General features: G+C 61.8%; 19 protein-coding genes. 9 read left to right on the forward strand and 10 right to left on the reverse strand.

All coding sequences use genetic code 11. From position 1 onward, the window contains the following. The 3 genes from moaD to ACX3M4_RS25730 all read right to left on the reverse strand — a co-directional run bounded on the left by moaD (position 1) and on the right by ACX3M4_RS25730 (position 1,295). Complete coding sequence (moaD, locus tag ACX3M4_RS25720; protein ID WP_459355826.1) at positions 1-252, reverse strand: molybdopterin converting factor subunit 1; 252 nt, start codon at positions 250-252, stop codon at positions 1-3. 48 nt (positions 253-300) lie between these two features. Next, positions 301-873, reverse strand: coding sequence for a CDP-diacylglycerol--glycerol-3-phosphate 3-phosphatidyltransferase (pgsA, locus tag ACX3M4_RS25725; RefSeq protein ID WP_459355827.1), 573 nt, complete (start codon positions 871-873; stop codon positions 301-303). Between the two features lie 128 nt (positions 874-1,001). Beyond that, the gene (locus ACX3M4_RS25730; protein ID WP_459355828.1) at positions 1,002-1,295 is read right to left on the reverse strand and encodes an HlyU family transcriptional regulator; all 294 of its coding nucleotides are present in this window, start codon (positions 1,293-1,295) and stop codon (positions 1,002-1,004) included. Positions 1,296-1,529: 234 nt separating this feature from the next. Between ACX3M4_RS25730 and ACX3M4_RS25735 the strand changes: the two genes are divergently transcribed. Beyond that, a complete protein-coding gene (locus ACX3M4_RS25735) occupies positions 1,530-2,867 on the forward strand; it encodes a pentapeptide repeat-containing protein (RefSeq protein WP_459355829.1) in 1,338 nt (445 codons plus the stop codon). 8 nt (positions 2,868-2,875) lie between these two features. Here ACX3M4_RS25735 and ACX3M4_RS25740 read toward each other — a convergent pair whose 3' ends face one another. Then, positions 2,876-3,091: a hypothetical protein gene (locus ACX3M4_RS25740; RefSeq protein ID WP_459359526.1), complete on the reverse strand. Its 216-nt coding sequence runs from the start codon at positions 3,089-3,091 to the stop codon at positions 2,876-2,878. Here ACX3M4_RS25740 and ACX3M4_RS25745 point away from each other — a divergent pair. From ACX3M4_RS25745 to ACX3M4_RS25755, 3 genes are all read left to right on the forward strand, one after another. Continuing rightward, positions 3,047-4,030 (forward strand): ABC transporter substrate-binding protein, encoded by a 984-nt coding sequence (locus ACX3M4_RS25745; protein ID WP_459359501.1) that lies wholly within the window; start codon positions 3,047-3,049, stop codon positions 4,028-4,030. The genes ACX3M4_RS25740 and ACX3M4_RS25745 overlap by 45 nt on opposite strands. A gap of 167 nt (positions 4,031-4,197) precedes the next feature. Then, positions 4,198-4,875, forward strand: a complete 678-nt coding sequence (locus ACX3M4_RS25750; protein ID WP_459355830.1) for a FadR/GntR family transcriptional regulator — start codon at positions 4,198-4,200, stop codon at positions 4,873-4,875. Next, entirely contained in the window at positions 4,872-6,152 is a 1,281-nt protein-coding gene (locus ACX3M4_RS25755) for a CynX/NimT family MFS transporter (protein ID WP_459355831.1), read from the forward strand. The genes ACX3M4_RS25750 and ACX3M4_RS25755 overlap by 4 nt, the downstream gene beginning before the upstream one ends. Positions 6,153-6,186: 34 nt before the next feature. On the opposite strand, the gene ACX3M4_RS25760 is transcribed toward ACX3M4_RS25755, so the two are convergent. Further along, positions 6,187-7,209, reverse strand: coding sequence for a carbon-nitrogen hydrolase family protein (locus tag ACX3M4_RS25760; protein ID WP_459355832.1), 1,023 nt, complete (start codon positions 7,207-7,209; stop codon positions 6,187-6,189). 124 nt (positions 7,210-7,333) lie between these two features. Between ACX3M4_RS25760 and ACX3M4_RS25765 the strand changes: the two genes are divergently transcribed. Further along, positions 7,334-8,302, forward strand: coding sequence for an AraC-like ligand-binding domain-containing protein (locus ACX3M4_RS25765; RefSeq protein ID WP_459355833.1), 969 nt, complete (start codon positions 7,334-7,336; stop codon positions 8,300-8,302). Between the two features lie 279 nt (positions 8,303-8,581). Continuing rightward, positions 8,582-10,762, forward strand: a complete 2,181-nt coding sequence (locus ACX3M4_RS25770; protein WP_459355834.1) for a methyl-accepting chemotaxis protein — start codon at positions 8,582-8,584, stop codon at positions 10,760-10,762. A 25-nt stretch (positions 10,763-10,787) separates the two neighbouring features. Here ACX3M4_RS25770 and mscL read toward each other — a convergent pair whose 3' ends face one another. The 5 genes from mscL to ACX3M4_RS25795 form a co-directional block, all read right to left on the reverse strand. Next, positions 10,788-11,225: a large conductance mechanosensitive channel protein MscL gene (gene mscL / locus ACX3M4_RS25775; RefSeq protein ID WP_459355835.1), complete on the reverse strand. Its 438-nt coding sequence runs from the start codon at positions 11,223-11,225 to the stop codon at positions 10,788-10,790. 152 nt (positions 11,226-11,377) lie between these two features. Next, entirely contained in the window at positions 11,378-11,956 is a 579-nt protein-coding gene (locus ACX3M4_RS25780; RefSeq protein WP_459355836.1) for a thymidine kinase, read from the reverse strand. Between the two features lie 108 nt (positions 11,957-12,064). Beyond that, a complete protein-coding gene (locus ACX3M4_RS25785; protein WP_459355837.1) occupies positions 12,065-13,174 on the reverse strand; it encodes an endonuclease/exonuclease/phosphatase family protein in 1,110 nt (369 codons plus the stop codon). A 210-nt stretch (positions 13,175-13,384) separates the two neighbouring features. Beyond that, positions 13,385-15,364: an excinuclease ABC subunit UvrC gene (gene uvrC, locus ACX3M4_RS25790; protein WP_459359502.1), complete on the reverse strand. Its 1,980-nt coding sequence runs from the start codon at positions 15,362-15,364 to the stop codon at positions 13,385-13,387. Positions 15,365-15,440: 76 nt separating this feature from the next. Continuing rightward, positions 15,441-16,457 carry a calcium/sodium antiporter gene (locus ACX3M4_RS25795; protein WP_459355838.1) on the reverse strand — a complete coding sequence of 339 codons (1,017 nt, stop codon included), beginning with the start codon at positions 16,455-16,457 and terminating at the stop codon, positions 15,441-15,443. Positions 16,458-16,821: 364 nt separating this feature from the next. Between ACX3M4_RS25795 and ACX3M4_RS25800 the strand changes: the two genes are divergently transcribed. The 3 genes from ACX3M4_RS25800 (at position 16,822) to ACX3M4_RS25810 (ending at position 22,391) form a co-directional block, all read left to right on the forward strand. After that, positions 16,822-17,493 carry an outer membrane protein gene (locus tag ACX3M4_RS25800; protein WP_459355839.1) on the forward strand — a complete coding sequence of 224 codons (672 nt, stop codon included), beginning with the start codon at positions 16,822-16,824 and terminating at the stop codon, positions 17,491-17,493. A 174-nt stretch (positions 17,494-17,667) separates the two neighbouring features. Continuing rightward, complete coding sequence (locus tag ACX3M4_RS25805) at positions 17,668-19,179, forward strand: efflux RND transporter periplasmic adaptor subunit (RefSeq protein WP_459355840.1); 1,512 nt, start codon at positions 17,668-17,670, stop codon at positions 19,177-19,179. A 32-nt stretch (positions 19,180-19,211) separates the two neighbouring features. After that, the gene (locus ACX3M4_RS25810) at positions 19,212-22,391 is read left to right on the forward strand and encodes an efflux RND transporter permease subunit (RefSeq protein WP_459355841.1); all 3,180 of its coding nucleotides are present in this window, start codon (positions 19,212-19,214) and stop codon (positions 22,389-22,391) included. Positions 22,392-22,408 lie beyond the last annotated feature (17 nt).

Below are 22,408 nucleotides of genomic sequence, written 5' to 3' on the forward strand. Positions count from 1 at the left end.
TCAGCCGCCCGTCATCGGCGGGAAGAACGCGATCTCCCGCGCGCCGGCAAGGAGGGCGTCCGCTTCCACATGCATCTGGTCGAGGGCTACGCGGATCGCGTCCTCCTCCTCAAAGGCGGCGGCGTGGTTGTCGTCGAGCGTCTTCAGGTGGGCGATCAGGTCGGCCACCGTCTCGACGCCGGCCGGAACATCGAGGGTTTCCTCCTCGATGCCGACCCGTTCGCGAACCCAGGCGAAGTAGCGGATGTTCATGAGACCTCTTCGTGAAGGTGCGGCTGCCGGGTGAAACCCGGCCGGCACTCATTCGGTGATCAGATGGCCGATCCCGGCCCGGAAATAGTCATAGCCCGTATATAGGGTCAGGAGTGCTGCCAGCCAAAGCGCGATCAGACCTGTCTGTGTCGTATAGGCAAAGACCGTATCGCCGGCGGGGCCGGCCAGCAGAAAGGCGACGGCGATCAGCTGCACCGTGGTCTTCCACTTGGCGAGCTTGGTCACCGGCACACTGACCTGGAGCTCGGCCAGGAACTCGCGCAGGCCCGAGACCAGGATCTCGCGGCACAGGATGATGATCGCCGCGATCATGGTCCAGCCGTAGATGATGCCGTCGCCGGCCAGCATCAGCAGGCAGACGGAGACCAACAGCTTGTCGGCGATCGGGTCGAGCATGCGCCCCAATGCCGATTGCTGCTGCCAGGCACGGGCGAGATAACCGTCGAAGAAGTCGGTGATGGCCGCCACGACGAAGATGCCAAGCGCAATCCAGTGCGGCGTGTTGCCTTCAAAATAGAAACAGACCGCGACAGCCGGCACTGCCAGAATGCGCCCATAGGTGAGAAGATTGGGCAGGCTCAGGACAATATTGCGTTTCATGTCGGCTTTCGGAGTTCAGGCGGGAGCACGTGTCCCTGCCGGGCAGACGGTCTTCCAGCTTACCAATCGCTCCGCGCCGGTTTGGGCGTCAAGAGACGGAACAGGGCGCTGAAAACGACTCCCTCAGCTCAATCGAACAGGCTCTCGCCCATCTGGTCAATCATCATTTTGGCCTTGCGGATCATCTCGTTGGCCGCGCCGTCTTCATCCGGCAGCGTGTCGGCACGGATGAAAGTGTGCACCTTCACGGTGTCGCCGACCTGCTTCTCGATCCGTCCTGCCACCTGGTACTGGCCGTTCACCGGCATCGGCTCGGCGACGATCAGATAGCCGTCATACTCGGCCTTGACGGCTTTCGACGAATTCCTCGGTTTGCCCTCTCCGGATGACCCGAACAGGGACTTGATCATCTTGCCAAACATCTTCGGCCTCAATCCTCTGGTCTGGCTTCCTTTTAGGGGGGCAGGCGAAGGGCTTCAAGGGGGAAGGAATGCCAGGAGGCCTCCGGGACCACTCAGAAGCTCTTTGTCACCGGCTCGCCGCCTTGAAGATGCCTTGGAAGACCGTCTGCCGGATGGAAAAAGTTAACAACTCTTGATCCGTGTCCGCGATTGACACATCCTGAAAGTGGCGAAAAGACACTTTTGGAGTGTGCCGTGGCCGATGAGACGCAAACACCTGAAGCGGCGCTGCTTGAAGAAGTCCGGTTGTTGCGGGCGGACATCAACGCGCGCTCGTCAGAGCAGGATGCCCGTGGTGCTGAAAAGAACCGGTGTGAGCTGGAAAAACTCCGGGCCGAGACTGCACAGCTTAAAGCAACTCTTCCAGACGACGAAGAACAAGGTCTTCGACGCGAATTGCTGACCACTCAGGTCGCACTTGATAAGCATCGGCTCAACCCGCCGATGAACGAAAAGATCAAGGACTGGGTGAAGGTAATTGCGAGCGTGTTGCCGCTGCTAACCGTCGTGCTGGCCCTCGGAACGCTTATGTACAACATGTCCAAGGACGCCGATGCGCGGCTGAGGGACCAGCGTGCAACAATCTCGGAACTGGGTGAGGGACTGTCTCATGCCAATCCGGCGACCCGGATCGCGAAAGCCAATGCGCTCGCTCCTTTCATCAACGACACAGTGTTCCAGAACGAAGTCGCCTCGATCCTCGTTGCCGCCACTTTGGAAGAGGAGGAGCTGACAGTCCGCAGTGCGTTTGTGCAAGTGCTTTCGCTTGCACCTGCAACAGCCTTTCAGCACTGGACCGAGATCCGGCATGTCGCCTGGTCTGCTCTTGAGGCACTGGAGACGCAATCGACGAAGCTCGATCAGGCAATCGGGCGCAGCAGGATTGCTTTGTCTAACACCAGCGACCCGGTGCGAGAGCCGCAATTGAATGCCGAGCTTGATCAATTGGAAGGTCAGAAGGATCGGCTTTCGCGGCGGATCAACAACCTGCAGCACGGTGTCGTTGCGCTTGTTGTTGCGACCCGGTCGAGCATGCCGATGGACCAGTGTGGCCAATTGCCTGGATGCGATTTCTGCCGTGCCGATTTCAAGAATTTCTACCTCAAGGACTTCGATTTTTTCGCGACCGGTCTTCCCTTCTGCAATGCCGATTTTTCAGGGGCCAATCTGGAGAGCGCGAATTATTCGAGGCTCGATCTGAAGTACGTCCGATTTGTAGGAAGCAGGTTGCGGGAAGCGCACTTTCGGGGAGCGGACCTGACTGGAGCGGATTTCGAAAAGGCGGACCTTTCCTGGGAACAGGCCGGCAACGGCAGCCGTCCTCTCGTGACATTTGAAGCTGCGGACCTGAACCTGGCCAATTTCAAGGAGGCTTGTCTTTCCGGCGCGGATTTTCGCAATGCGGAAACACCGCCGACGATCAGCCAGATAAGGCCTGCCTATGCGTTGGGCGCAAGCTTCGATGAGGTGCTGAAAAAGCGGCTCGAGGCGGCAAGAGCACTTAAGAGAGGACCGAAATGCCAAACCCGGTGACGACAGGCTCAAATATCCTTCTTGCCGGCGCAGGAATAACGCGCCGGAGCGGCCTGCAAATCGGGCTGGTATGCGGTATGGCCGCCGCTTTCAGGATTGATCCCGCCCTTGGGGATGAGGAGCTGGATATCGGCCTTGTCGCTCCTTTCACCGGGCCGGATGCGAAAATCGGCAACCAGGTGCAGCAATCGTTGCAGACCCACCAGAGAGACGACAACGACCATCCGATCTATCCGGAGTTCGAGGGCAAGGATTTGAATATCCTAACCGGAGACAGCCAGTCCAAGCCTCAAGAGGCGTTGCAGAGCATCAAGCGGATGGTGGAAGACGGCCTGGTTCATCTCGTGTGCGGCGATATCCGAAGCGAGGCGATCAAGGTCAAGGAACCTTATTGCAAGGACCATCAGGTTGATCTCATTCAGGCCTGCAGCCGGCTGAAACTGAACCATTCCAATCCGCATCCCCATACATTCCAGATCCTGCCCACGTGGGACCTGCATATCACGCAATGCCTTGATTTCATGGGTAGCATTGGGGGTAATCCGTCCGTGCCGGCCCTTGCCGTAATCACTGCAGGAACGGAAGGCTTCTGGGGCAATCAGGCACCGCAACTCCTCTCGGGCGGTGGCGGATTGCAAATCGAGGTTCTTCCTGCAAACCCCTCGGAGTTCGATCAAACCATTGCGGCGCTCCAGGCGGCGATAGGTCAGGTGCCCGGCCGTCAGCTTCTGTTCTTCACATCAAACGTAGTCGAGCTGATCGGGCGTCTGGTGCAGGATCTGGCGGATACACCTGTGCTGATCGAGAGCTTCCTGGCAGATCCGGAAGACCTGCGCAACGCTCTGCCGGGGCGTTTCAACGACCAGATCTTCTTTTCCGGAATCGCCAGCCGGGCGGTCGTTGCCTCCGAACTGCAGCAGGAATTCTACCAGCGCATCAGGCAGCAGTTCGACCGTGAGCCGACACCGGTCGACACACTCGGCGGAACGGCGCTCCAGCTTACCGGCCGTTTTGCAAACGGTGCGGAGGCCAAGGACATCGACCTGGGCGAAGACGAAACGATCTTCGCATCTCCCATCCGCTTCGACGATCAGGGGGCCAATGTGGTTGGGCGGTCCCGGTTTTATCGATGGAATGACGGCCTGTCAGACGTCACGCCGTAGCGATTGACAGGGATTGCTCGGCAAAGCGGGATAGCCTGTCAAACGTCGGGCGAATGCCGTTGGCGCGAGTAGGTGCCACCGTCTGACGCTTCGAAATAATCTGACCGATAGACAAAGTTCCGCGCACTCTATATCATAAAGTCATCAGATGACTTGGTGATATGTCGATGCAGTCGCTTTCAAAGACAAGCCTGGCCGAAAGTGCGGCCGAGGCAATCCGTGGTGAAATCACCGGCAAACGCTGGCCGGTCGGCGAGAAAGTGCCGAATGAAGCGACGCTGTCGGAGCTTCTGTCGGTCAGCCGAGGCACCGTGCGCGAGGCCGTTCGGATCCTGGTGGCTGAAGGATATCTCGAGACGCGGCAGGGATCGGGCACCTATGTGATCTCGACTGCAGATGCAGCCGGTCCGCTCACCATGGCGCGGCGGGCAACCCTGCGGGACCAGTTCGAGGCGCGTCTGGCGCTGGATGCGGAGGCGGCCCGGCTGGCCGCCCTGCGGCACACCCCCGGAGTGATCGCGGAGCTGCGCCGCCTGCTTGCCGAGCGCGGCAACTTTGATGGCCGGGACAAGGCCGGCTTCATTGCGCGGGATCTTGCCTTTCACCAGGCAGTCGTCGCGGCGGCGCAGAACAGCGTGCTCGTCAACATGTATGCCTTCTTCTCGACGCTGATCACCGAGACCATCGAGGCGACGCTCGGTGAAGAAATCCGCGAGCCGGACATGGCGGCCCACGCGGCGATTGTCGACGCAATCGAGAGCGGCGATCCGGACAACGCCGAGGCGGCGGTCCGCCGTTTCATGGCGCCGGTGCTCCGCGATCTTGAGCGGCTGCTTTCCTCATGAGCCACCCTCCTAAAATCGATCCGGGAACGGTCGAACTTATCGACGCGGCCGAGGTCGGCGTCATGCCGCGCCGCGAGCTTGTTCAAAAGCCGGGCCCCGTCGCCCGGCTGTTGCTGGGCGCAAGCCTTGTGCTGATTGCCTTCAATCTCCGGCCGCTCTTTTCCAGCGCCTCGGCCCTGTTGCCCGAAATTCGGGACGCCTTCGGCCTGTCGGCAACGGCGGCCAGCCTGCTGACGACGCTTCCGGTCGTCTGCCTTGGCCTTTTTTCACCGCTTGCGCCGCAGCTTGCGCGGCGGATCGGCACCGAGCGAACCCTGCTGGCGGTCGTCTTCCTGCTGGCGCTCGGCACCGCGATGCGCGGGGTCTCCTCGGTGCCGCTGCTGTTTCTGGGAACGGCGCTGGCCGGCGCCTGCATTGCCGTCGGCAACGTGCTGCTGCCGGGGCTGGTGAAGCGTGATTTCCCCGACAAGGCGGCGCTGGTGACCGGCTGGTACACGATGGCGCTTTGTGCGGGGGCCGCTGGAGCGGCCGGTCTCACGATCCCGCTGCAGGAAGCGTTTGGCGGGTCCGTCGATGCAGCGCTCGCCGCATGGGCCGTGCCGGCGCTTGCCGTCGGTGTCCTGTGGTTTCCGCAGGTGCTGGCCACACGCAAGCGCACCAGGGGCGACAGCTATGCCGTCAGGGGCATGTGGCGAGACAGAACGGCCTGGCATGTGACGCTTTTCATGGGACTGCAGTCGGCTCTTGCATATTGTGTCTTCGGCTGGCTGGTCCCAATCCTGCGCGCCCGGGGCCTCGATGGGGTCACGGCGGGGGCCATCGTCTCCGTCTCGGTGATGATCCAGGCGGGGGCGTGCCTGATCGCGCCGCATCTGGCGGTGCGCGGCAAGGACCAGCGGCTGATCAACGTGGCCTTGTGCATCATTGCCGTCGGCGCTCTGCTCGGGCTTTTGTTCGCGCCGCTCTCGACAGTCTGGATCTGGGCGGTGCTGCAGGGGATCGGCCAGGGCGGGCTGATCGCCGTTGCGCTCACCGTGATCGTGCTGCGGACCGAGGATCCGCATGCGGCGGCGCAACTTTCCGGCATGGCCCAATGCGTCGGCTACACGCTGGCCGCAATCGGTCCGCTGATCGTCGGTCTCATCCGCGGCTGGACAGGGAGCTTTGCCTGGAGTGCGGTGCTGTTTGTTGCCCTTGGCCTTGGTGCTGCCGTCAATGGCTGGTTTGCCGGGCGGGCCGTACATGTGAAGGCCGAGACGGTGAAGGTCCCGGCCTAGCAATTCAGTTCCATCCAGTCTGACGCCGGAATACCTATTCAGCGGCGGCTTCGAGTGCTGCGAGCACCGGGGTGTCCTCTTCTGCGGTTTCCCAACCGGGGGCATCGTCGAAGCTTACCACGGGCCGCTGCTTGCGGCGGTTGATCAGCAGCCGGGTGGAATCCCGCTTGGCGTAATGGCCCGCCGGATCGGCGGCGGCCTTTGCATAGGCGATCAGCGAGAGGTCGATCTCCGCATAGACAAGGCCTTCCTGGTCGTGCGGCAGGTTCGAACCGATGTCGCGGCCGTCCGGCGCATAGATGCGGGTATAACCGCCGCCGAGCGGGCAAAGGGCTTCCCTTTCCGGATCGCCCTGGCAGATCTCGTCCTGGATATCTTTCGTCACCAGCGAGCAGGGTGCCAGCACAAAGCAGCTTCCCTCGACCGCGTAGACCAGCGAGGCTGCGTTGTTGACTTCGTGGCCGAGAGCGTAGGCGGTGTCCTTGTAGAGATGGAGATTGGGCCAGGCGGCGCAGTGGATCTGCTCGTTCTGGGCATACATGGCGTATTTGGAAAGCGGCTGCAGGTGCTCCCAGCAGGCAAGCTGGCCGATGCGGCCAAGGCTTGTGTCGACGACGGTAAGGTCCGAACCGTCACCCTCGCCATAGACCGTGCGCTCCACATGGGTGGGTTTCAGCTTGCGGCGGCGGTTGACGACCTTGCTGGTCTCGTCGAAATGCCACTGTGCGATATAGAGCGACCCGCCATCCCGTTCCGAACAGCCCATCGAAAGCTGGATCCGGTTCCTGGCACAGGCCTCCGACAGGCGCTTTTCCTGATCGGAACCCGCGACGATGGAGTTTTCGAAATAACGTCCGGCAAACTGCATCTGCCAGGCGACCGGGCCGAGCCAGATATAGTTGGGATAACCCGGCAGCCAGGTTTCGCTGAACGCGATCAGCTTCGCGCCTTCGGCGGCTGCTTCCTCAATCAGCCGGATGGCCTTGTCGATGCCTGCATCAAGATCCAGAAAACAGGGCGCGGCCTGAACGGCGGCGGCTTTGAGCGGTTGGGTCATGCTTTGTCCTCCTGAGGCCGTCATCCTGCCGCCGCAGCGCGGCGCCTGCTTTTGCGCCTGGGTCAAAAAACTTGCGTTTTCGGGCGCTCTGCGGCGAAATCAACTCTCAGCACCGGAACCCGACATGAGCCGCAACGCTTCCTACAGCACGGTGGGGATCGCCCCGAGAGACCGCTTCGCCTATTGGCGGGAAGCGGTGTGCGCGTCCTATGTCCAACTCGGCTGCGAGGCGGTGGCGAAAAGCGGCTTCAGTGGCACTTTGGAGATCGAGCGGCATGCCGGGCTTTCCATCTCCAAGGTGTCGGGGAGCGAACACAGCGTTCTGCGGCGACCGGCAGATATCCGGGCTGCCTCGGACGCGGACTTCCTGGTCAGCCTGCAGATGCGCAACAGCGCCCGCCTGACCCAGTCCGGCCGAACCTCGGTGTTGCGGGCGGGCGACATGGCGATCTATGACAGCACGCGTCCCTACGTGCTGGATCTGAGCGAAAACTTTACCCAGACCGTGCTGCAGTTTCCGCGCGAGCGGCTGCTGGCGCGACTGCCGGCGGCACAGACCATCGGCGGCACGCTGATCGGCGGTCGAAGCGGACTTTCGCGGCTGGTGCGGGACAGTGTCCTGGCCTTTTCGGGCCATCTTGTCTCGGGCCATCCGGTCTCCGGCCGGTCGCCACTTTCCGTGCAGCTTGAAGAGACGCTGATCGATCTTGTCGCGACCGGACTGGCCGCAGTCGGTGGTGCGCAGGCAGACCTGTCCTCGCCCGACCGTCAGGCGCTGCTGCGGGCACGCTCGTTCATTGCCGACCATGTCCGGGACCCGGAGTTGGACCGGAGCCGGGTAGCGGCGGCAACAGGCCTGTCGGTACGGCGGCTGAACGGCATCTTTCAAGGCGAGGGAACGTCCATCGGTGCGGAGATCCGCCGGCAACGGCTGGAGACGGTTGCCTCAGCCCTCCGCGACCCACGCTACGCGGGGCTCACAATCAGCGAAGTCGCAATCTCCTGCGGATATGCAAACCTGCAGCATTTCTCGACACAGTTCCGTGCTGCCTTCGGCAGAGCCCCTCGCGACTATCGGCGCGACCGGGCCTGAAACGGATCGTTTCCAGCGAGAGATTTCACTGTGCCGCGCGCAACCTCGAGTTCGGTCTTGCGCAGATGATCTGCCTGACCGGGCTCAGATTAAGCTAATATCCAAACCGAAATATTGACATATATTTCAGTTTTCTGGAACCGAGATAAATATCATCTTTGATTTGTGAAATATATATCAAGAAAAATCAAATATTTCTACGTAAATATTTATACTTATTATATATACATTAAGGGAATCGTCAAATTATTCTTTCAGATATTTTGGAGGAAATTTGACGTGGGTGCAGGAAACTTGCCTTTGGCCGCCGCCCGGTGGTCATCCGTTCGCCTTTCTGTTCTTATTCCGGCGCTGATGATCGTCGTGACCCTGACCGCCTGCGTGGCTGTCGGTGCTATCGGTTACCTGTCGGGCCGGCAGGAACTGAGGCAGGCCGCGGAAGCGGAACTCGGCATGGTCATTGCCGCAAGGACCGCTCTTCTGGAAGCCCGGCTGAAATCCATCGACGCGGATCTCGCCAACATGGCCTCCGGGACAACGGTCGGCAAGGCGCTGAAGGAGCTGGTCGGCGCGCTTGCTTTTCTCGACAAGGAAAAGGGTGAATTGCATGCCTTTTACAGGCAGGCCGCTTCGCCGCAGGAGCGGGCAGAGGCAAGCGAGACCAATTACAAGCTGGCCTATTCCCTGCGCCACGCAGATATTCACCCCGGCCTGCGGTCGATCTGGAAAAACGGCGGCTATGCCGACATCTACCTGATCGATCCGAAAGGCCTTGTGCTCTATTCGGTCACCAAGGGGGAGGAATTCCTCGAGCGGGTTGGCGAAGGGCCGCTTCAGGGAACCGGCCTTGAAGCTGCGTTCACTGCTGCGGCGGCGCTCAAGGAGGGGGAAATCCACGCCGGTGATTTTGAAACCTTCGAACCGGCTGCGGGCGAACCCTCGCTGTTTCTGTCGACGCCGGCCTATGTCTCCAATTTCGGCTTCTCCAGCTTCGGCGGCGTGGTTGTGGTCAGGATCAATGCGGGTTTCCTCAATGCGACACTGGCGGACAGGACGGATCTTGGTGAAACCGGTCAGGTCTTTCTGGCCGACGGCGAAGGCATGCTCCTGAGCGACCTGCCGCTTGCGGGCGCGCCGACTGCCCTTGTTGAAACCCGGATCTCCGGTCCCGTCGGTGAGGCGGCGGCCGGCACAAGATCCGCTGCCGTTGTGAGGGGACAGGACGGCATGGAACGTTTGGTGGTGGCCCGGCCGATGGCGTTCGAAGGCCGCAGCTGGGCGGTTGTGGCGGAAAAGACGCTTGATGAAACGCTCGCCGGGGTCAGCCGGATGCGAAACTCGATGGTTTTCTGGTCGTTGGCAACGCTGGCGCTGGCAACCCTCGTGGCGCTGGTGTTTTCGCGGCACGTGACGCGGCCGCTGACGCGCCTTGTCGATGCACTCAATGCGATCGCCTCCGGAGATCTCGCTGCGGAGATTGCCGCTGCCGTCCGGCGCGACGAGATCGGAGATATCGGCAGGGCGGTCTTGCGCATCCGGCGGAACACGGCCGAGGAAACCGAACGGCGGGCGGAAGAAGAAGCAAACCGGATGGCGCAGCAGGCCGACCAGCGCCGGGAGTTGCTGATGGGACTGGCCACCGAATTCGAGACGTCGGTCGGACAGGTGGTGGAGAAGGTTTCCGGCTCGGTCACGTCTCTTTGCGATGCGGCGATGGACTTGCAGCGCATGACGTCAATTTCCGGCGAAACATCCGTCTCGGCCGCGGAGATCTCGGTCGGCGCCATGGAAGAGGTGCAGTCGATCGCTTCGGCCACCGATCAGCTCTCTGGCTCCATCCAGGAGATCTCGCGGCTGATCGAACAGTCCTCCCATGTCGCGGAAACAGCTTCCCGGCGTGCAGAGGCGACGGGAGGCACCGTGCAGTCGCTCTCGGATGCAGCCAACCGGATCGGCGAGGTCGTGACCTTGATCAGCGACATCGCCGACCAGACCAATCTGCTGGCGCTCAATGCGACCATCGAGGCAGCCAGGGCCGGAGAGGCGGGACGGGGCTTTGCGGTGGTCGCCGCCGAAGTGAAGGATCTGGCCTCGCAGACCGGCAAGGCGACCGGCGAAATCCAGCAGCAGATCGATGCGATCCGCGGTGCGACGGAAGACGTGGTCGCAGCGATCGGCGATATCCGCGAAACGATCGAGGAAATTACCCGGTCGGTGAGCAATGTGACGGCCGCTGTGACCGAGCAAAGCTATGCAACGCAGAGCATCGCGGAGAACACCCAGCGCGCCGCCGGCGGCACGTCGCGTGTGACGGACGACATCCGCAATGTCTCGGAGCTGTCCGGCAGGACTTCAAAGGCAGCTCAAGGCTTTGCCGAGGAGGCCGGGATGCTTGCCGGTGAAGCGGAGCATCTCGGCGCTCAGGTGCGGCATTTCCTTGCCCAGGTGCGCTCCTCCTGAGGCAGTCGCACCGGGAGGCTGACGATCAGGCCTTGCCGCTCTTCAGGGCGTCACGGATCTCGATGAGGACATCGACTTCGGACGGACCGGTCTGCACCTCCGGTTCGACGTCGTCGGGCTTTTCGGCCAGTGACCTGATCCGGTTCACGGTCTTTACCAGCATGAAGACGACAAAGGCGATGATCAGGAAATTGATGCAGGCGGTGAAGAAGGCGCCATAGGCAAAGACGGCGGCGCCGCTTTCGCGCGCGGCGGCTAGGCCCGCACCGGCCGGAACCTCGCCGGACAGAACCACATACATGGAGGTGAAATCGATCCCGCCGAGGATCAGGCCGATCACCGGGTTGATCAGGTCATTGACGAGGCTTGTGACGATCGCGGTGAAGGCCGCGCCGATGATGATGCCGACGGCAAGGTCCATGACGTTGCCCTTGGCGATGAAATCTCGAAATTCCTTGATCATGTGCAGTCCCCATATGTCCCCAGGTCTTAACCCCAATCCCTGTGCAGGCACGGGCTCGCGGGATCACCGCGACGGAAACCTGACAGGACTGCCGATATTCCGGCTGAATTGCGACTTGTCCATCATAAAGTGAGCGATCGAAGGAAACCGGATCAGCCGAGGTTGCGATCGCTCCAGTGCCGGCGGCAGAGCGAGACGTACTTGTCGTTGCCGCCGATGACGACCTGATCGCCCTCTTCGACGATGCGGCCCTCGGCATCTAGTCGCGCGACCATGGTGGCCTTGCGGCCGCACCAGCAGATCGTCTTGATTTCCTTCAGGTTGTCCGCAAGCGCGAGCAGCGCCGCGCTGCCGGGAAAGAGCTTGCCCTGGAAATCGGTCCTGAGGCCGAAGCACATGACGGGGACGCGAAGCTCGTCTGCGACTTTCGCCAGTTGCCAGACCTGGGTCTCCGTCAAGAACTGGGCCTCGTCCACCAGCACCGCATCGACCTTCTTCTCACCGGAGGCGGACTTGATGTGTTCATAGACATTGTCGGCGGAATTGAAGACGTCTGCGTCGGCGGACAACCCGATCCGCGAGGCGATCCTGCCCTTGCCGGCGCGGTTGTCGAAGGCCGCGATCATCAGCAGCGTGTTCATGCCGCGCTCGCGGTAGTTATAGGCAGCCTGCAGCAGCACGGTCGACTTGCCGGCATTCATCGAGGAATAGTTGAAGTAGAGCTTGGCCATGCGGATCTTGCGTCAGAATCGGTCGTGAATGTTCGGGCAGTCTTTCCGAAACGGCCGGTTGCCTCAAACACTTTCCGGCTCTTTCCGGCAGAAGTTGCAGCCTGTGGATTAGTTGGCTGGCGTCGTCGTCTGGGCAAGCTCCACGATCAGCGGCAGATGGTCGGAGCCAACGTCCGGACCAAGCGAGACATTCACCACCTGCAGGTCCTTGGAGACAGCGAACTGGTCGACGGGCGCGCCCAGGATCCAGTGCAGGCGGTAGTTGAAGAAGAAGCGCGTCGTTTGCGGCCAGCCGCCGGGATAGGCGGTCTTCAGGCCATTGCGGCTGAGGGTTTCCTGGAAGCGGGCGGACCAGGGGGAACTGTTCCAGTCACCGATGGCCAGTATGTTGTCGCCGTTTTCTGCCTTCAGGCCGTCGATAACCGCGTCCACCTCGTCGAAGTACCGCTGCTTGTTCTGCCAGCGGGCTTTTGAACGCGGGCTGTCCGGATGGATGACCAGGAGGTGAAACGGCGCCGCACCGGTATCGAGGGTCAGCGACATCAGCTCCCTGTCGCCGTCGAAGTAGACATTGGTGCCGGGCGGCACGTCGCCCTTGATGATGCGGCTTTCCTCGCCGATGATCGGAAAGCGCGAATAGACGGCAAGGCCGCCGAGGTCGCCGACTTTCAGATATTGCGGAAACCCGTTTTCACCGGCACCGCCAACGGGAAGGCCAAATCTCTCCCAGCGCCGCTCCTGCAGGTACCAAAGTGTTTCCTCGATAACGACGACGTCCGGCTGTTCCTTTTCCAGGAAAGATGCCAGAACCTTGTCGCCCAGAAAGAGGTGTTCGATGTTGATCGAGATAACCTTGAGGGGCCGGTCGCCTGCCGCCACCGGCCCGAGAGGCTTCGTATTGGCAAGCGTGCGCACACCCGTGAAGCCGGCAAGCGACAGAAAGGCAAGCAACGCCAGAAACCAGACGGCGCGATAAAGAAAACCGAGACGGTGGCGGATCAACAGGCCGATCCCCCCGGCAACGCAACCCGCCAGTCCCCCGGCCAGGAACTGGCGCAGGAAGAAGCTCATATTGTCCGTGAACCAGACCTCGGGCGCGAGGAACGCCGCCAGTCCGAGGGCGCAGGATGCAATCGCACCGAGGCTGCCGCACCAGCCGATCAGCGACAGCAAGGTCCCAAAGAAGGAGCGTTGCTTGGGACGGGACTTGAAAAGCATCGGCAGAGGATTCCGGAACAGGAGCGCGTTTCCAAAGCGTGTCGCGTTCAATTGAATTCACGTGACCCGCTTCATCTCTTTTTTGAGGCCCGTCATTTTGCGAAAAACCGGAACCCACTTTTTCGCGACGTGCTCCAAGCCCGGGTGCATAGCATAGCCAGGGCGGCCTGTGTCAGCTTTCGTTGGATTTCGGATCAGCGCCGGGATGGCTCATTCATGAAAGTGGTCGTAGACGAGCTTCGCTATCGCCTCTGAAATGCCCGGCACGGCGGCGAGGTCGTCGATGCCCGCCTTGGACACGGCCTTGGCGGTGCCGAAGTGGCGCAAGAGGGCCTTCTTGCGTGTCGGGCCGACACCGGCAATTTCGTCGAGCGGGTTTTTTGTGATGTCCTTCTTGCGCCGTGCCCGGTGACTGCCGATGGCGAAGCGGTGGGCCTCATCGCGCAATCGCTGGACAAAATAGAGAACGGGATCGCGCTCCGGCAGCATGAAGGACTGCCGGCCCGTGATGAAGAACTTCTCCCGGCCCGCATCCCGGTCCGGTCCCTTGGCGATGCCGACGAGGGGCACGTCGTTGATGCCGAGGCTTTCCAGCGTCTCGCGAGCGGCGGTGAGCTGTCCCTGGCCACCGTCGATCAGCACGAGGTCCGGCCAGGCGGGCATGCCGGTGTCGGCGGGAGCCGAGAGCAGCTCGGCCTCATCATCATCCACGCTCGCTTCAGTGTCCGAAGCTGCGGGTGCTTCGGTCCTGGCATGTTCCTTCAGCAGACGCGAAAAGCGCCGGGTGAGAACCTCGCGCATCATGCCGTAGTCGTCACCGGGAACCAGGTCCTCGGACTTGATGTTGAACTTGCGGTACTGACCCTTGGCGAAGCCTTCGAGCCCCGCGACGATCATGCCGCCGACCGCGTTGGTGCCCATGATGTGGGAGTTGTCATAGACCTCGATCCGGCGCGGTACCCCCTCAAGATCGAAAGCCTCGGCGACGCCCTTCAGCAGCCTTGCCTGGCTTGAGGTCTCGGCCAGCCTCCGCCCCAGGGCTTCACGGGCATTGGTGAGCGCATGGTCGACAAGATCTTTCTTTTCGCCGCGCTTCGGCGTCGCGACCTCCACCTTGCGGCCGGTGCGCTCGGTAAGCGCTTCGGCAAGCAGATCCTGCTCGGCCAGTTCGTGCGACAGCAGAATCTGACGCGGGGCGGGCTTGTCGTCGTAGAACTGGGCCAGGAAACTTTCCAGAATATCGGCTTCCTCGAAGGACTTGTCCGCCTTCGGAAAATAGGCCCGGTTGCCCCAGTTCTGGCCGGTGCGGAAGAAGAATACCTGGACGCAGGTCTGACCGCCTTCCTGGTGGATGGCAAAGACATCGGCTTCCTCGACCGTCTGCGGATTGATGCCCTGATGTGCCTGGACGTGGGAAAGTGCCGACAGGCGATCGCGGTAGATGGCCGCGCGCTCGAATTCCAGATCCGCGGAGGCTGCTTCCATCTGCCTGGCGAGCTGGGTCTTGATCAGCTGGCTGCGGCCGGACAGGAACGCCTTGGCCTCGGAAACGAGGCCGGCATAGTCCTCCTGGCCGATTTCGCCGGTGCAGGGGCCGGCGCAGCGCTTGATCTGGTATTGCAGGCAGGGCCGCGTGCGGTTCTCGTAGAAACTGTCCGAGCAGGTGCGGATCAGGAAGGCCTTCTGCAGGGCGTTGATTGTCCGGTCGACCGCTCCGGCAGAAGCAAAGGGGCCGAAATACTCGCCCTTCCGTTTGCGCGCGCCGCGATGCTTGACGATCGCCGGCGCGTCGTGGTCGCCGGTGACCAGGATATAGGGAAAGGACTTGTCATCGCGCAGCAATACGTTGAAACGTGGCCTCAGACGCTTGATCAGGTTGGCTTCCAGCAGCAGCGCTTCGGGCTCGGTTTTGGTGACGACGAATTCCATGGCGGCTGTCGCCATGATCATGCGCACGATCCGGTTGGACTGGCCCTGCAGGCGCGTGTAGCTCGTCACCCGTTTTTTGAGACTTCTCGCCTTGCCGACATAAAGAACCTCGCCGTTCTCATCCAGCATCCGGTAGACGCCCGGCCCGTTCGGCAGGCGTTTCACCTCGTCGGCAATGACCTCGACGCCTTTACGCACGGCGCTTGCCGCCGCTTCCGAGCGGGCTTCCGTATCAGATGGAGAATCAGTCGTTTCCTGCATGACAGACATTTAAGCCCGTCGGGGCTTCAGGGAAAGGGTCGGCGAGCAGCCTGGCGGAGGCTCCTGCCGTGAATGGTCAGGAGACGTGGCCGAGCATATAGACGGTGGTGATGTAGAGCCCGTAGGCGGCGCACATGACAAAGCCGGCAATGCGGCCGAGACAGATGCGCAGCCCGGCAAGGCCTGTCAGGAGAACGGCGCAGGCCAGCATCACCCAGACGTCAAGCTTGAGGATTTCCGGCGGCACGTCGATCGGCACGATGACGGACGTGATGCCTATGATGGCCAGCAGGTTGAAGATGTTGGAACCGATGACGTTGCCGATGGCGACAGCGCCGTGCTGGCGAATGGCGGCCATGACCGTTGTGGCAAGTTCCGGCAGGGATGTGCCGAGCGCGATGACCGTCAGGCCGATGACCGCTTCGCTGACGCCCCAGTCAGTGGCGATGGAGGTGGCGCCGGAGATGGTGAAGTGGGCACCGAGCGGCAGGCCGACGAGACCGAGCGCGATATAGATCAGGGCAATCCACGGGCTGTCCGGAACATCCTCGACCTCGTCGAGGCCATCTTCGTCCTCGCCGCAAGAGATTTCGGCAACGGCTGCGCCTGCAGATGCGGCTGCAAGGGTCTTCTGCTCCTTGCGGTGTCGCCGCGCCATCATGGTCGAGGCGGCCAGGAAGACACCGAGTAGCACCAGCAGAACCACACCGGCCAGCAGCCCGATCGGGGTGAAAAAGCACAGGCCCATGAAGACCACGGTCACGGCGACCATGAAAAAGGCATTCCGGGTCGCGCCATCTTCGCCGCAGGGCGTCGCAGCGATCAGCGCGGGCATCCCGAGCACGATGAGAACATTGGCGATGTTGGATCCGACTACGTTGCCGATCGCGATGCCGCCGGCACCTTCCAGGGCCGCCTTCAGGGAAATCACCAGTTCTGGAGCGGATGTGCCGAAGGCGACAATCGTCAGACCGATGACGAGATTCGGAATACCCAGACGCTGCGCAATACCGACCGAACCCCTGACCAAGACATCGCCGGCGATAATCAGAACAACCAGGCCGCCTGCGAGGCTTATGTAGTCAAAGAGCATTTATGAGTTCCGGTTCCGGTCGATTTGGTCCCGTGGGGCGGCTTTGGGGGAGCGCCCGCGTCGGTTGGGCGCCTTATACGCAATAGATTGGTTCAGGGAAAGCCAGGGACAAGGATCTTTCTACCGCCCAGATGGCGATGCGGAATGCAAATTGCAATTGTTTTTACGGCTCTTTCATCCTGTCAGAATGTTGCCGCCATTTGTCATCAAAACTCCCAAATCCCAATCCTGATCCGCCACAAACGCTCCTCATATATCCCGATGGGGGAGAGTGAGGACGCGGCCAACCCCCCGTCCAACTCGCAAGAGGCCGGGAATTTCCGGCCGATTCAATATGAGTAAAGTGGATCTGGAGTATCTTGAGATGAAACGTCTTGCATTTGCAGGCATAGCCTTGACTGCCGCGGCGGCCGCTACCGCGCCGGCTCTGGCAGCGGATCTGCCGCAGGCCCCGGCGCCGGCTTACGACGCGGTTCCGGCTCCGCAGCAGAGCATCGACTGGACCGGCCTTTATGTCGGCGGAAATCTCGGCTGGGCCTTCGGCCAGTTCGACAACAAGGCCGGTAACACCACCGATCTCGGCATTGACACCAACGGCATTGGCGGCGGTCTTTACACCGGCTACAACTATCAGGTGACACCGAATGTGGTTGTCGGCGCCGAAGCCGATTTCAGCCTGACGGACCTGGAGAAGTCCCGCTCCAACGGGGGCGTTACGCTGACCTCCAAGTCTGACTGGAATTCCAACATCCGTGGCCGCGTCGGTTATGCCTTCGACCGTTACCTGGTCTACGGGGCCGGCGGTCTGGCGATCGCCGACCTGGAAGTTTCCGGCAACAACGACACCGATTCCAAGACCGCTCTCGGCTGGTCGCTCGGTGCCGGCGGCGAAGCTGCGATTACCAACAACGTGACCGCCCGCCTGGACTATACCTACCAGGATTTCGGCGAACAGGACTTTAACCTGAACGGCACCGGCGTGAGCTCGGATTTCAACAATTCGCAGATCCGCATGGGTCTGGGCTACAAGTTCTAAGCCTGACAGCTTTGCTAGAAATGAAAACCCGGCACCGCAAGGTGCCGGGTTTTTCGTTACAAGTGATTACAAGCTTTTCAGAATTTCGCCCAAGAACCATGTTATTCAACAGGGTCGGCCCAGGCCGGCGACGCCGGTCCGGTATTCCGGATGCGGCCCGGAATGGAGTGGCGAATGCGGTTTCTGATGCGCGGACTTCTTGGTCTGGCATTGATGGCGGCGATGATCGGTTTTGCCGGTTTCGGCGCCTACCGGCTCTATTCTGCCATGACCGCGGAAGAAACCGCGCACCAGCGACCGGCGCGCGAGCGCAGTTATTCGGTGAATGTGGCGGCGCTCCAGCCCCAGACCGTAACGCCGGTCACCACCGCCTATGGCCAGGTCGTCAGCTGGCGCACCCTGCAGCTCAGAGCCAGCTCCGAGGGCCGGCTTGTCGATGTCGCCGCCAAGTTCCGGGACGGGGCGGCGGTGGCTGAGGGAGAGCTGCTGCTCAGGATCGATCCGGCGAATGCGGAGTTCCAGGTTCTGGATGCGGAAGCCGCGCTTGCCGATGCGGTGGCACAGAAAGCGGAAGCCGAGGAGGCGATTGTCGGCGCCGAGCAGGAACTCGATGCCGCCCGGCGTCAGCTCGACCTGCGCAAACAGGCCCTGCAACGCCAGCTTCAGCTCAAGGACAAGGGCTATTCCACCGCCGTCCAGGTGGAAACAGAAGAGTTGGCCGTCGCCTCGCTGGAACAATCCCTCTCGAACCGGCTGCAATCTGTGATCACGGCGCGCAAGCGTGTCGAGCGCATGGATCTGACTGTCAAGCGGGCGCAACTTGCTCTCAAAGACGCAAGACGCATCTTGAACGAGACCACGCTGACGGCGCCCTTCGACGGCTATTTGTCGCAGGTCGATGCGACGCTCGGCCGCCGCGTCAACCCGTCCGAAACGCTGGCGCAGCTCATCGACCCGGCGGCACTTGAGGTCCGGTTCTCTCTCTCCACAAGCGAATTCTCGCGGTTGCTGGATGACAGCGGCAATCTCGTCAAGGCTCCAGTCACCGTAATGCTGCAACTCGGCGGACGGTCAGTCGAGGTGCCAGGCAATATCGACCGGGCGGCTGCCGTCGTCACTGAAGGCGAGGCGGGCCGGACGCTTTATGCAACGCTTGAGCTGGCGCCCGGCACCGTTCTGCGGCCAGGCGACTTTGTGAAAGTGGAGGTGCAGGAGCCGGAACTCCGGAACGTTGCCGTCGTTCCCGCCGCAGCCGTCACGGAGAACGGCAGGCTGCTGACGGTCGGCAAGGATGACCGTATTGCTGAAATCAGTGTGCGCATCCTGCGCCGCATGGGCAATGAGGTGGTCTTGGCCGATGTACCGTTCGGCATCGATTATGTGCGCGAGCGCCTGCCGCAGCTTGGCAGCGGCCTGAAGGTGTCGCCAAAGCGCGGTGGCACTGAGGAGGGGACGCCTGAGCAGGGAACACCTGCCGATGACCAGGCGCCGGAAGCCGGCGGCCAGCGCCCTGCCGGTGACCTGGTGGCCCTTGAACCCGAGCGGCGGGCGGCTCTGATCGAGCGGTTGAACCAGACCGACATGCCAGAAAACCGCAAGGCCCGGCTTCTGGCGCTCCTGAACCAGCCGATGGTGCCGAAAGAGCTGGTCGAACGGCTTGAACAGGGGCGCGGGCGCAATGGCTGATCAAGCCGCAGTGCTGAACCGGAGGGGCTGAGATGCGGTCGCCCGGCGGATCCCAATTCGCATCGCTGCTGGACTACATGGTCCGGCACCGGACGGCAGCGAACCTGCTGCTGGCCATGATGCTGATCGCCGGATTGGCGGCGGGTACGCAGATCCGGACGCAATTCTTCCCAGATTTTGTGCGCGAGGAAGTCGATATCACGATCAACTGGCCGGGGGCTGGGCCGGAGGATCTTGACCGCTCCGTCGTGGAAATTCTCGGGCCGCAACTTCTGGCGATCAACGGTGTCGACGAAGCAACGTCCGTGGCCCGCGAGGGCAGAGCCAGTATCGAACTTGAATTCGAGGACGGCTGGGACATGGGCCAGGCGACCGACGAGGTCAAGGCAGCCGTCGACCAGGCCCGCTCCAGCCTGCCGGAGGGTATCGACGAGCCGGTGATCTCGCGCAGCGTCTATCGCGACCGTGTCACCGATGTCGTGCTCTATGGACCCATCGATATCGACCAGCTCGCCCGCTTCGCCGAAGATTTGCAGACGGTGCTCTTCCGGCAGGGTGTCACCCAGGTGACGATCCGGGGGCTGGAAGATCCTATCATCCGGGTCAATGTCGGCGAAGCCATGCTGGTGCGACACGGGCTCACAATCTCGGAAATCGCCGATGTGGTTGCGGCGGAAATGGAGACAACGCCTGCCGGAGATGTCGGCGGCAGCGGCGCGAGGCTCAGGACCGGCCAGACAAGGCGCAGCGAACAGGATCTCGGTGAGATCGTTCTGAAAGCGCCCTCACAGGGCGAGAAGCTGCAATTGCGATCCGTCGCGGATATCGTAACCGAAGGTGTCGAAAGCGGCCGTGCCTACTATCACAAGGGCATGCCGGCTGTGGTGCTGCGGATCGACCGGGGGGCCCAGGGCGATACGATTGCGGTTCAGCGGGCGGTCGAAGAGATCACGGCCAAATTCCAGCGCACGCTTCCCGATGGTGTCGTCGTCAAGCTGACCAACACCCGCTCGCAGGCGATCATCGACCGGCTGGACATCCTGGTGGAGAACGGTCTTTTTGGTCTCGGCCTTGTGCTTCTGTTCCTGTTTCTCTTCCTCAATGCCCGCACCGCTTTCTGGGTGGCTGCGGGCATTCCTGCGGCGATGGCCGCCACCATCGCCCTCATGTATGTCTTTGGCATCACTCTCAACATGGTCTCGGTCTTTGCCCTGATCATCTGCCTCGGCATCGTCGTCGACGATGCCATCGTGGTGGGCGAGCATGCCGACTTCCTGCACCGGCGCGGTTATCCGCCTGCGGAAGCTGCGAGCCTGGCAGCGCGGCGGATGACGGCGCCGGTCTTTTCCGCGTCGGTCACGACGGTCATTGCCTTTGTCGGTCTGGTTGCCATCGGCGGCCGCTTTGGCAGCCTCGTCGCCGATATCCCCTTCACCGTTTCCGTGGTGTTGATTGCGAGCCTTGTGGAAAGCTTCCTGATCCTCCCGGCGCACATGAACCACGCACTCAAGGCAAGCCGGAAGCCGCATTGGTACGACTGGCCCAACCGGGTGTTCAACCGTGGTTTCGTTTGGTTCCGCGAGCATCTCTTCCGCAGGTTCATCGGCTGGGTCATCGCGGTGCGCTATCCGGCGATCGGCTTTGCGGTGATGATCCTGGCGATTTCCCTGTCGCTGTTTTTCGACAAGTCGGTGCGCTGGCGCTTCTTCAATGCGCCCGAACAGGCGATCGTCTCGGCCAGCATCGCCATGATGCCCGGCGCAAAGCGGGATGACACAAAGGCGATGATCGCCGAGATGGAACGGGCACTGGACGTGGTCAACCGGCGCTATGCGGACGACTACGGTGCGGAGCCGGTGCTGTTTGCGCTGGCAACGGTGGGGGCCACGGCCGGCCGCGGTCTCAGCGGAGCCGATACCAAGGACGTGGATCAGCTTGGCGGGATTTCCATCGAACTGATCGATCCGGATCTCAGACCTTATTCAGCCTTCCAGTTCATCGGCGACTGGCGCCAAGAAATCAGGAAGCCGCCGCTTCTGGAAACGCTGTCCTTGCGCGGTGAGCGCTCGGGGCCGGGGGGCGACGCCATCGACATCAAGCTCTACGGCACGTCGACGGAAAATCTGAAAGCAGCCGCGGAAAGCCTGAAACAGGCTCTGTCGCCGATGGATGGGGTCAGCGCGCTGGAAGACACCCTTGCTTACGACAAGCCGGAACTGAACCTCACCCTGACCCCGCGCGGCGAGGCACTCGGCTTCACCACGGACGACATCGCGCGCATTTTGCGCAACCGCCTGGAAGGCGTCGAAGTGGCCGAATTCCCGATCGGACGCCGGACGGCCAAGGTGAAGGTGTTGATGCCGGACGAGGAGACCGATTCCGCCTTCCTCTACACCACGCGCGTACGCACCGATGCGGGCACTTATGTTTCCTTGAGCGAGATCGTGCAGGTCGACAGTTCCTATGGCTTTGCCTCGGTGCGCCGGAGCGACGGGCTCAGAACCCTGCAGGTGATGGGAGACGTTTCGGAAGACGATCCGGAAGCTGCAGCCCGTGTGACGGAGATGCTTCAGGACGAGCTGCTGCCGCGGCTTGCCGCCGAGTTCGACGTCGAAAGCGAGATGAGCGGACTGGCGGAACAGGAACGTTCCTTCCTGTCGGACGCGCTGATCGGCTTCGGTCTCTGCCTGGCCGGCATCTATCTGGTGCTGTGCTGGATCTTTGAATCCTGGACCCGGCCGCTGATGATCATGATCATCATCCCCTTCGGCAGTGTCGGCATGATCTGGGGGCATTACCTGCACGACATTCCGCTGTCGATGTTCTCGGTGGTCGGCTTTATCGGCATGGCCGGGATCATCATCAACGACAGCATCGTGCTGGTGACCACCATTGACGAATATGCCCGCGACCACCCCTTCCACCTCGCCGTGGTCAACGGGGTCTGCGACCGGTTGCGGGCCGTGATCCTGACGACCGCAACAACCGTTTTCGGCCTGATGCCACTCTTGTTCGAGACCAGCCGGCAGGCCCAGTTCCTGCTGCCGACGGTGATCACGCTGGCTTACGGGCTTGGCTTCGGCCTCTTCCTGGTGATCCTCCTGGTGCCGGCGCTGCTGGCGGTGCAAAAGGATTTCGGTCAGGCAATCGCCAGCGGACGCCGGCTGTTGAAGGCGCGAAGCCGCAGGCCGCTCTCGGGCGGAACGCTCTGAAGCCCGAGGCCGGAAGG

Source organism: Roseibium sp. M-1 (genome assembly GCF_054515675.1).

Coding starts and splice junctions, on each gene's coding strand:
- moaD (WP_459355826.1), bottom strand. CDS start 252: ATGAACATCCGCTACTTCGCCTGGGTTCGCGAACGGGTCGGCATCGAG.
- pgsA (WP_459355827.1), bottom strand. CDS start 873: ATGAAACGCAATATTGTCCTGAGCCTGCCCAATCTTCTCACCTATGGG.
- ACX3M4_RS25730 (WP_459355828.1), bottom strand. CDS start 1,295: ATGTTTGGCAAGATGATCAAGTCCCTGTTCGGGTCATCCGGAGAGGGC.
- ACX3M4_RS25740 (WP_459359526.1), bottom strand. CDS start 3,091: ATGGTCGTTGTCGTCTCTCTGGTGGGTCTGCAACGATTGCTGCACCTG.
- ACX3M4_RS25750 (WP_459355830.1), top strand. CDS start 4,198: ATGCAGTCGCTTTCAAAGACAAGCCTGGCCGAAAGTGCGGCCGAGGCA.
- ACX3M4_RS25755 (WP_459355831.1), top strand. CDS start 4,872: ATGAGCCACCCTCCTAAAATCGATCCGGGAACGGTCGAACTTATCGAC.
- ACX3M4_RS25760 (WP_459355832.1), bottom strand. CDS start 7,209: ATGACCCAACCGCTCAAAGCCGCCGCCGTTCAGGCCGCGCCCTGTTTT.
- ACX3M4_RS25765 (WP_459355833.1), top strand. CDS start 7,334: ATGAGCCGCAACGCTTCCTACAGCACGGTGGGGATCGCCCCGAGAGAC.
- mscL (WP_459355835.1), bottom strand. CDS start 11,225: ATGATCAAGGAATTTCGAGATTTCATCGCCAAGGGCAACGTCATGGAC.
- ACX3M4_RS25780 (WP_459355836.1), bottom strand. CDS start 11,956: ATGGCCAAGCTCTACTTCAACTATTCCTCGATGAATGCCGGCAAGTCG.
- ACX3M4_RS25785 (WP_459355837.1), bottom strand. CDS start 13,174: ATGCTTTTCAAGTCCCGTCCCAAGCAACGCTCCTTCTTTGGGACCTTG.
- uvrC (WP_459359502.1), bottom strand. CDS start 15,364: ATGCAGGAAACGACTGATTCTCCATCTGATACGGAAGCCCGCTCGGAA.
- ACX3M4_RS25795 (WP_459355838.1), bottom strand. CDS start 16,457: ATGCTCTTTGACTACATAAGCCTCGCAGGCGGCCTGGTTGTTCTGATT.
- ACX3M4_RS25800 (WP_459355839.1), top strand. CDS start 16,822: ATGAAACGTCTTGCATTTGCAGGCATAGCCTTGACTGCCGCGGCGGCC.
- ACX3M4_RS25805 (WP_459355840.1), top strand. CDS start 17,668: ATGCGGTTTCTGATGCGCGGACTTCTTGGTCTGGCATTGATGGCGGCG.
- ACX3M4_RS25810 (WP_459355841.1), top strand. CDS start 19,212: ATGCGGTCGCCCGGCGGATCCCAATTCGCATCGCTGCTGGACTACATG.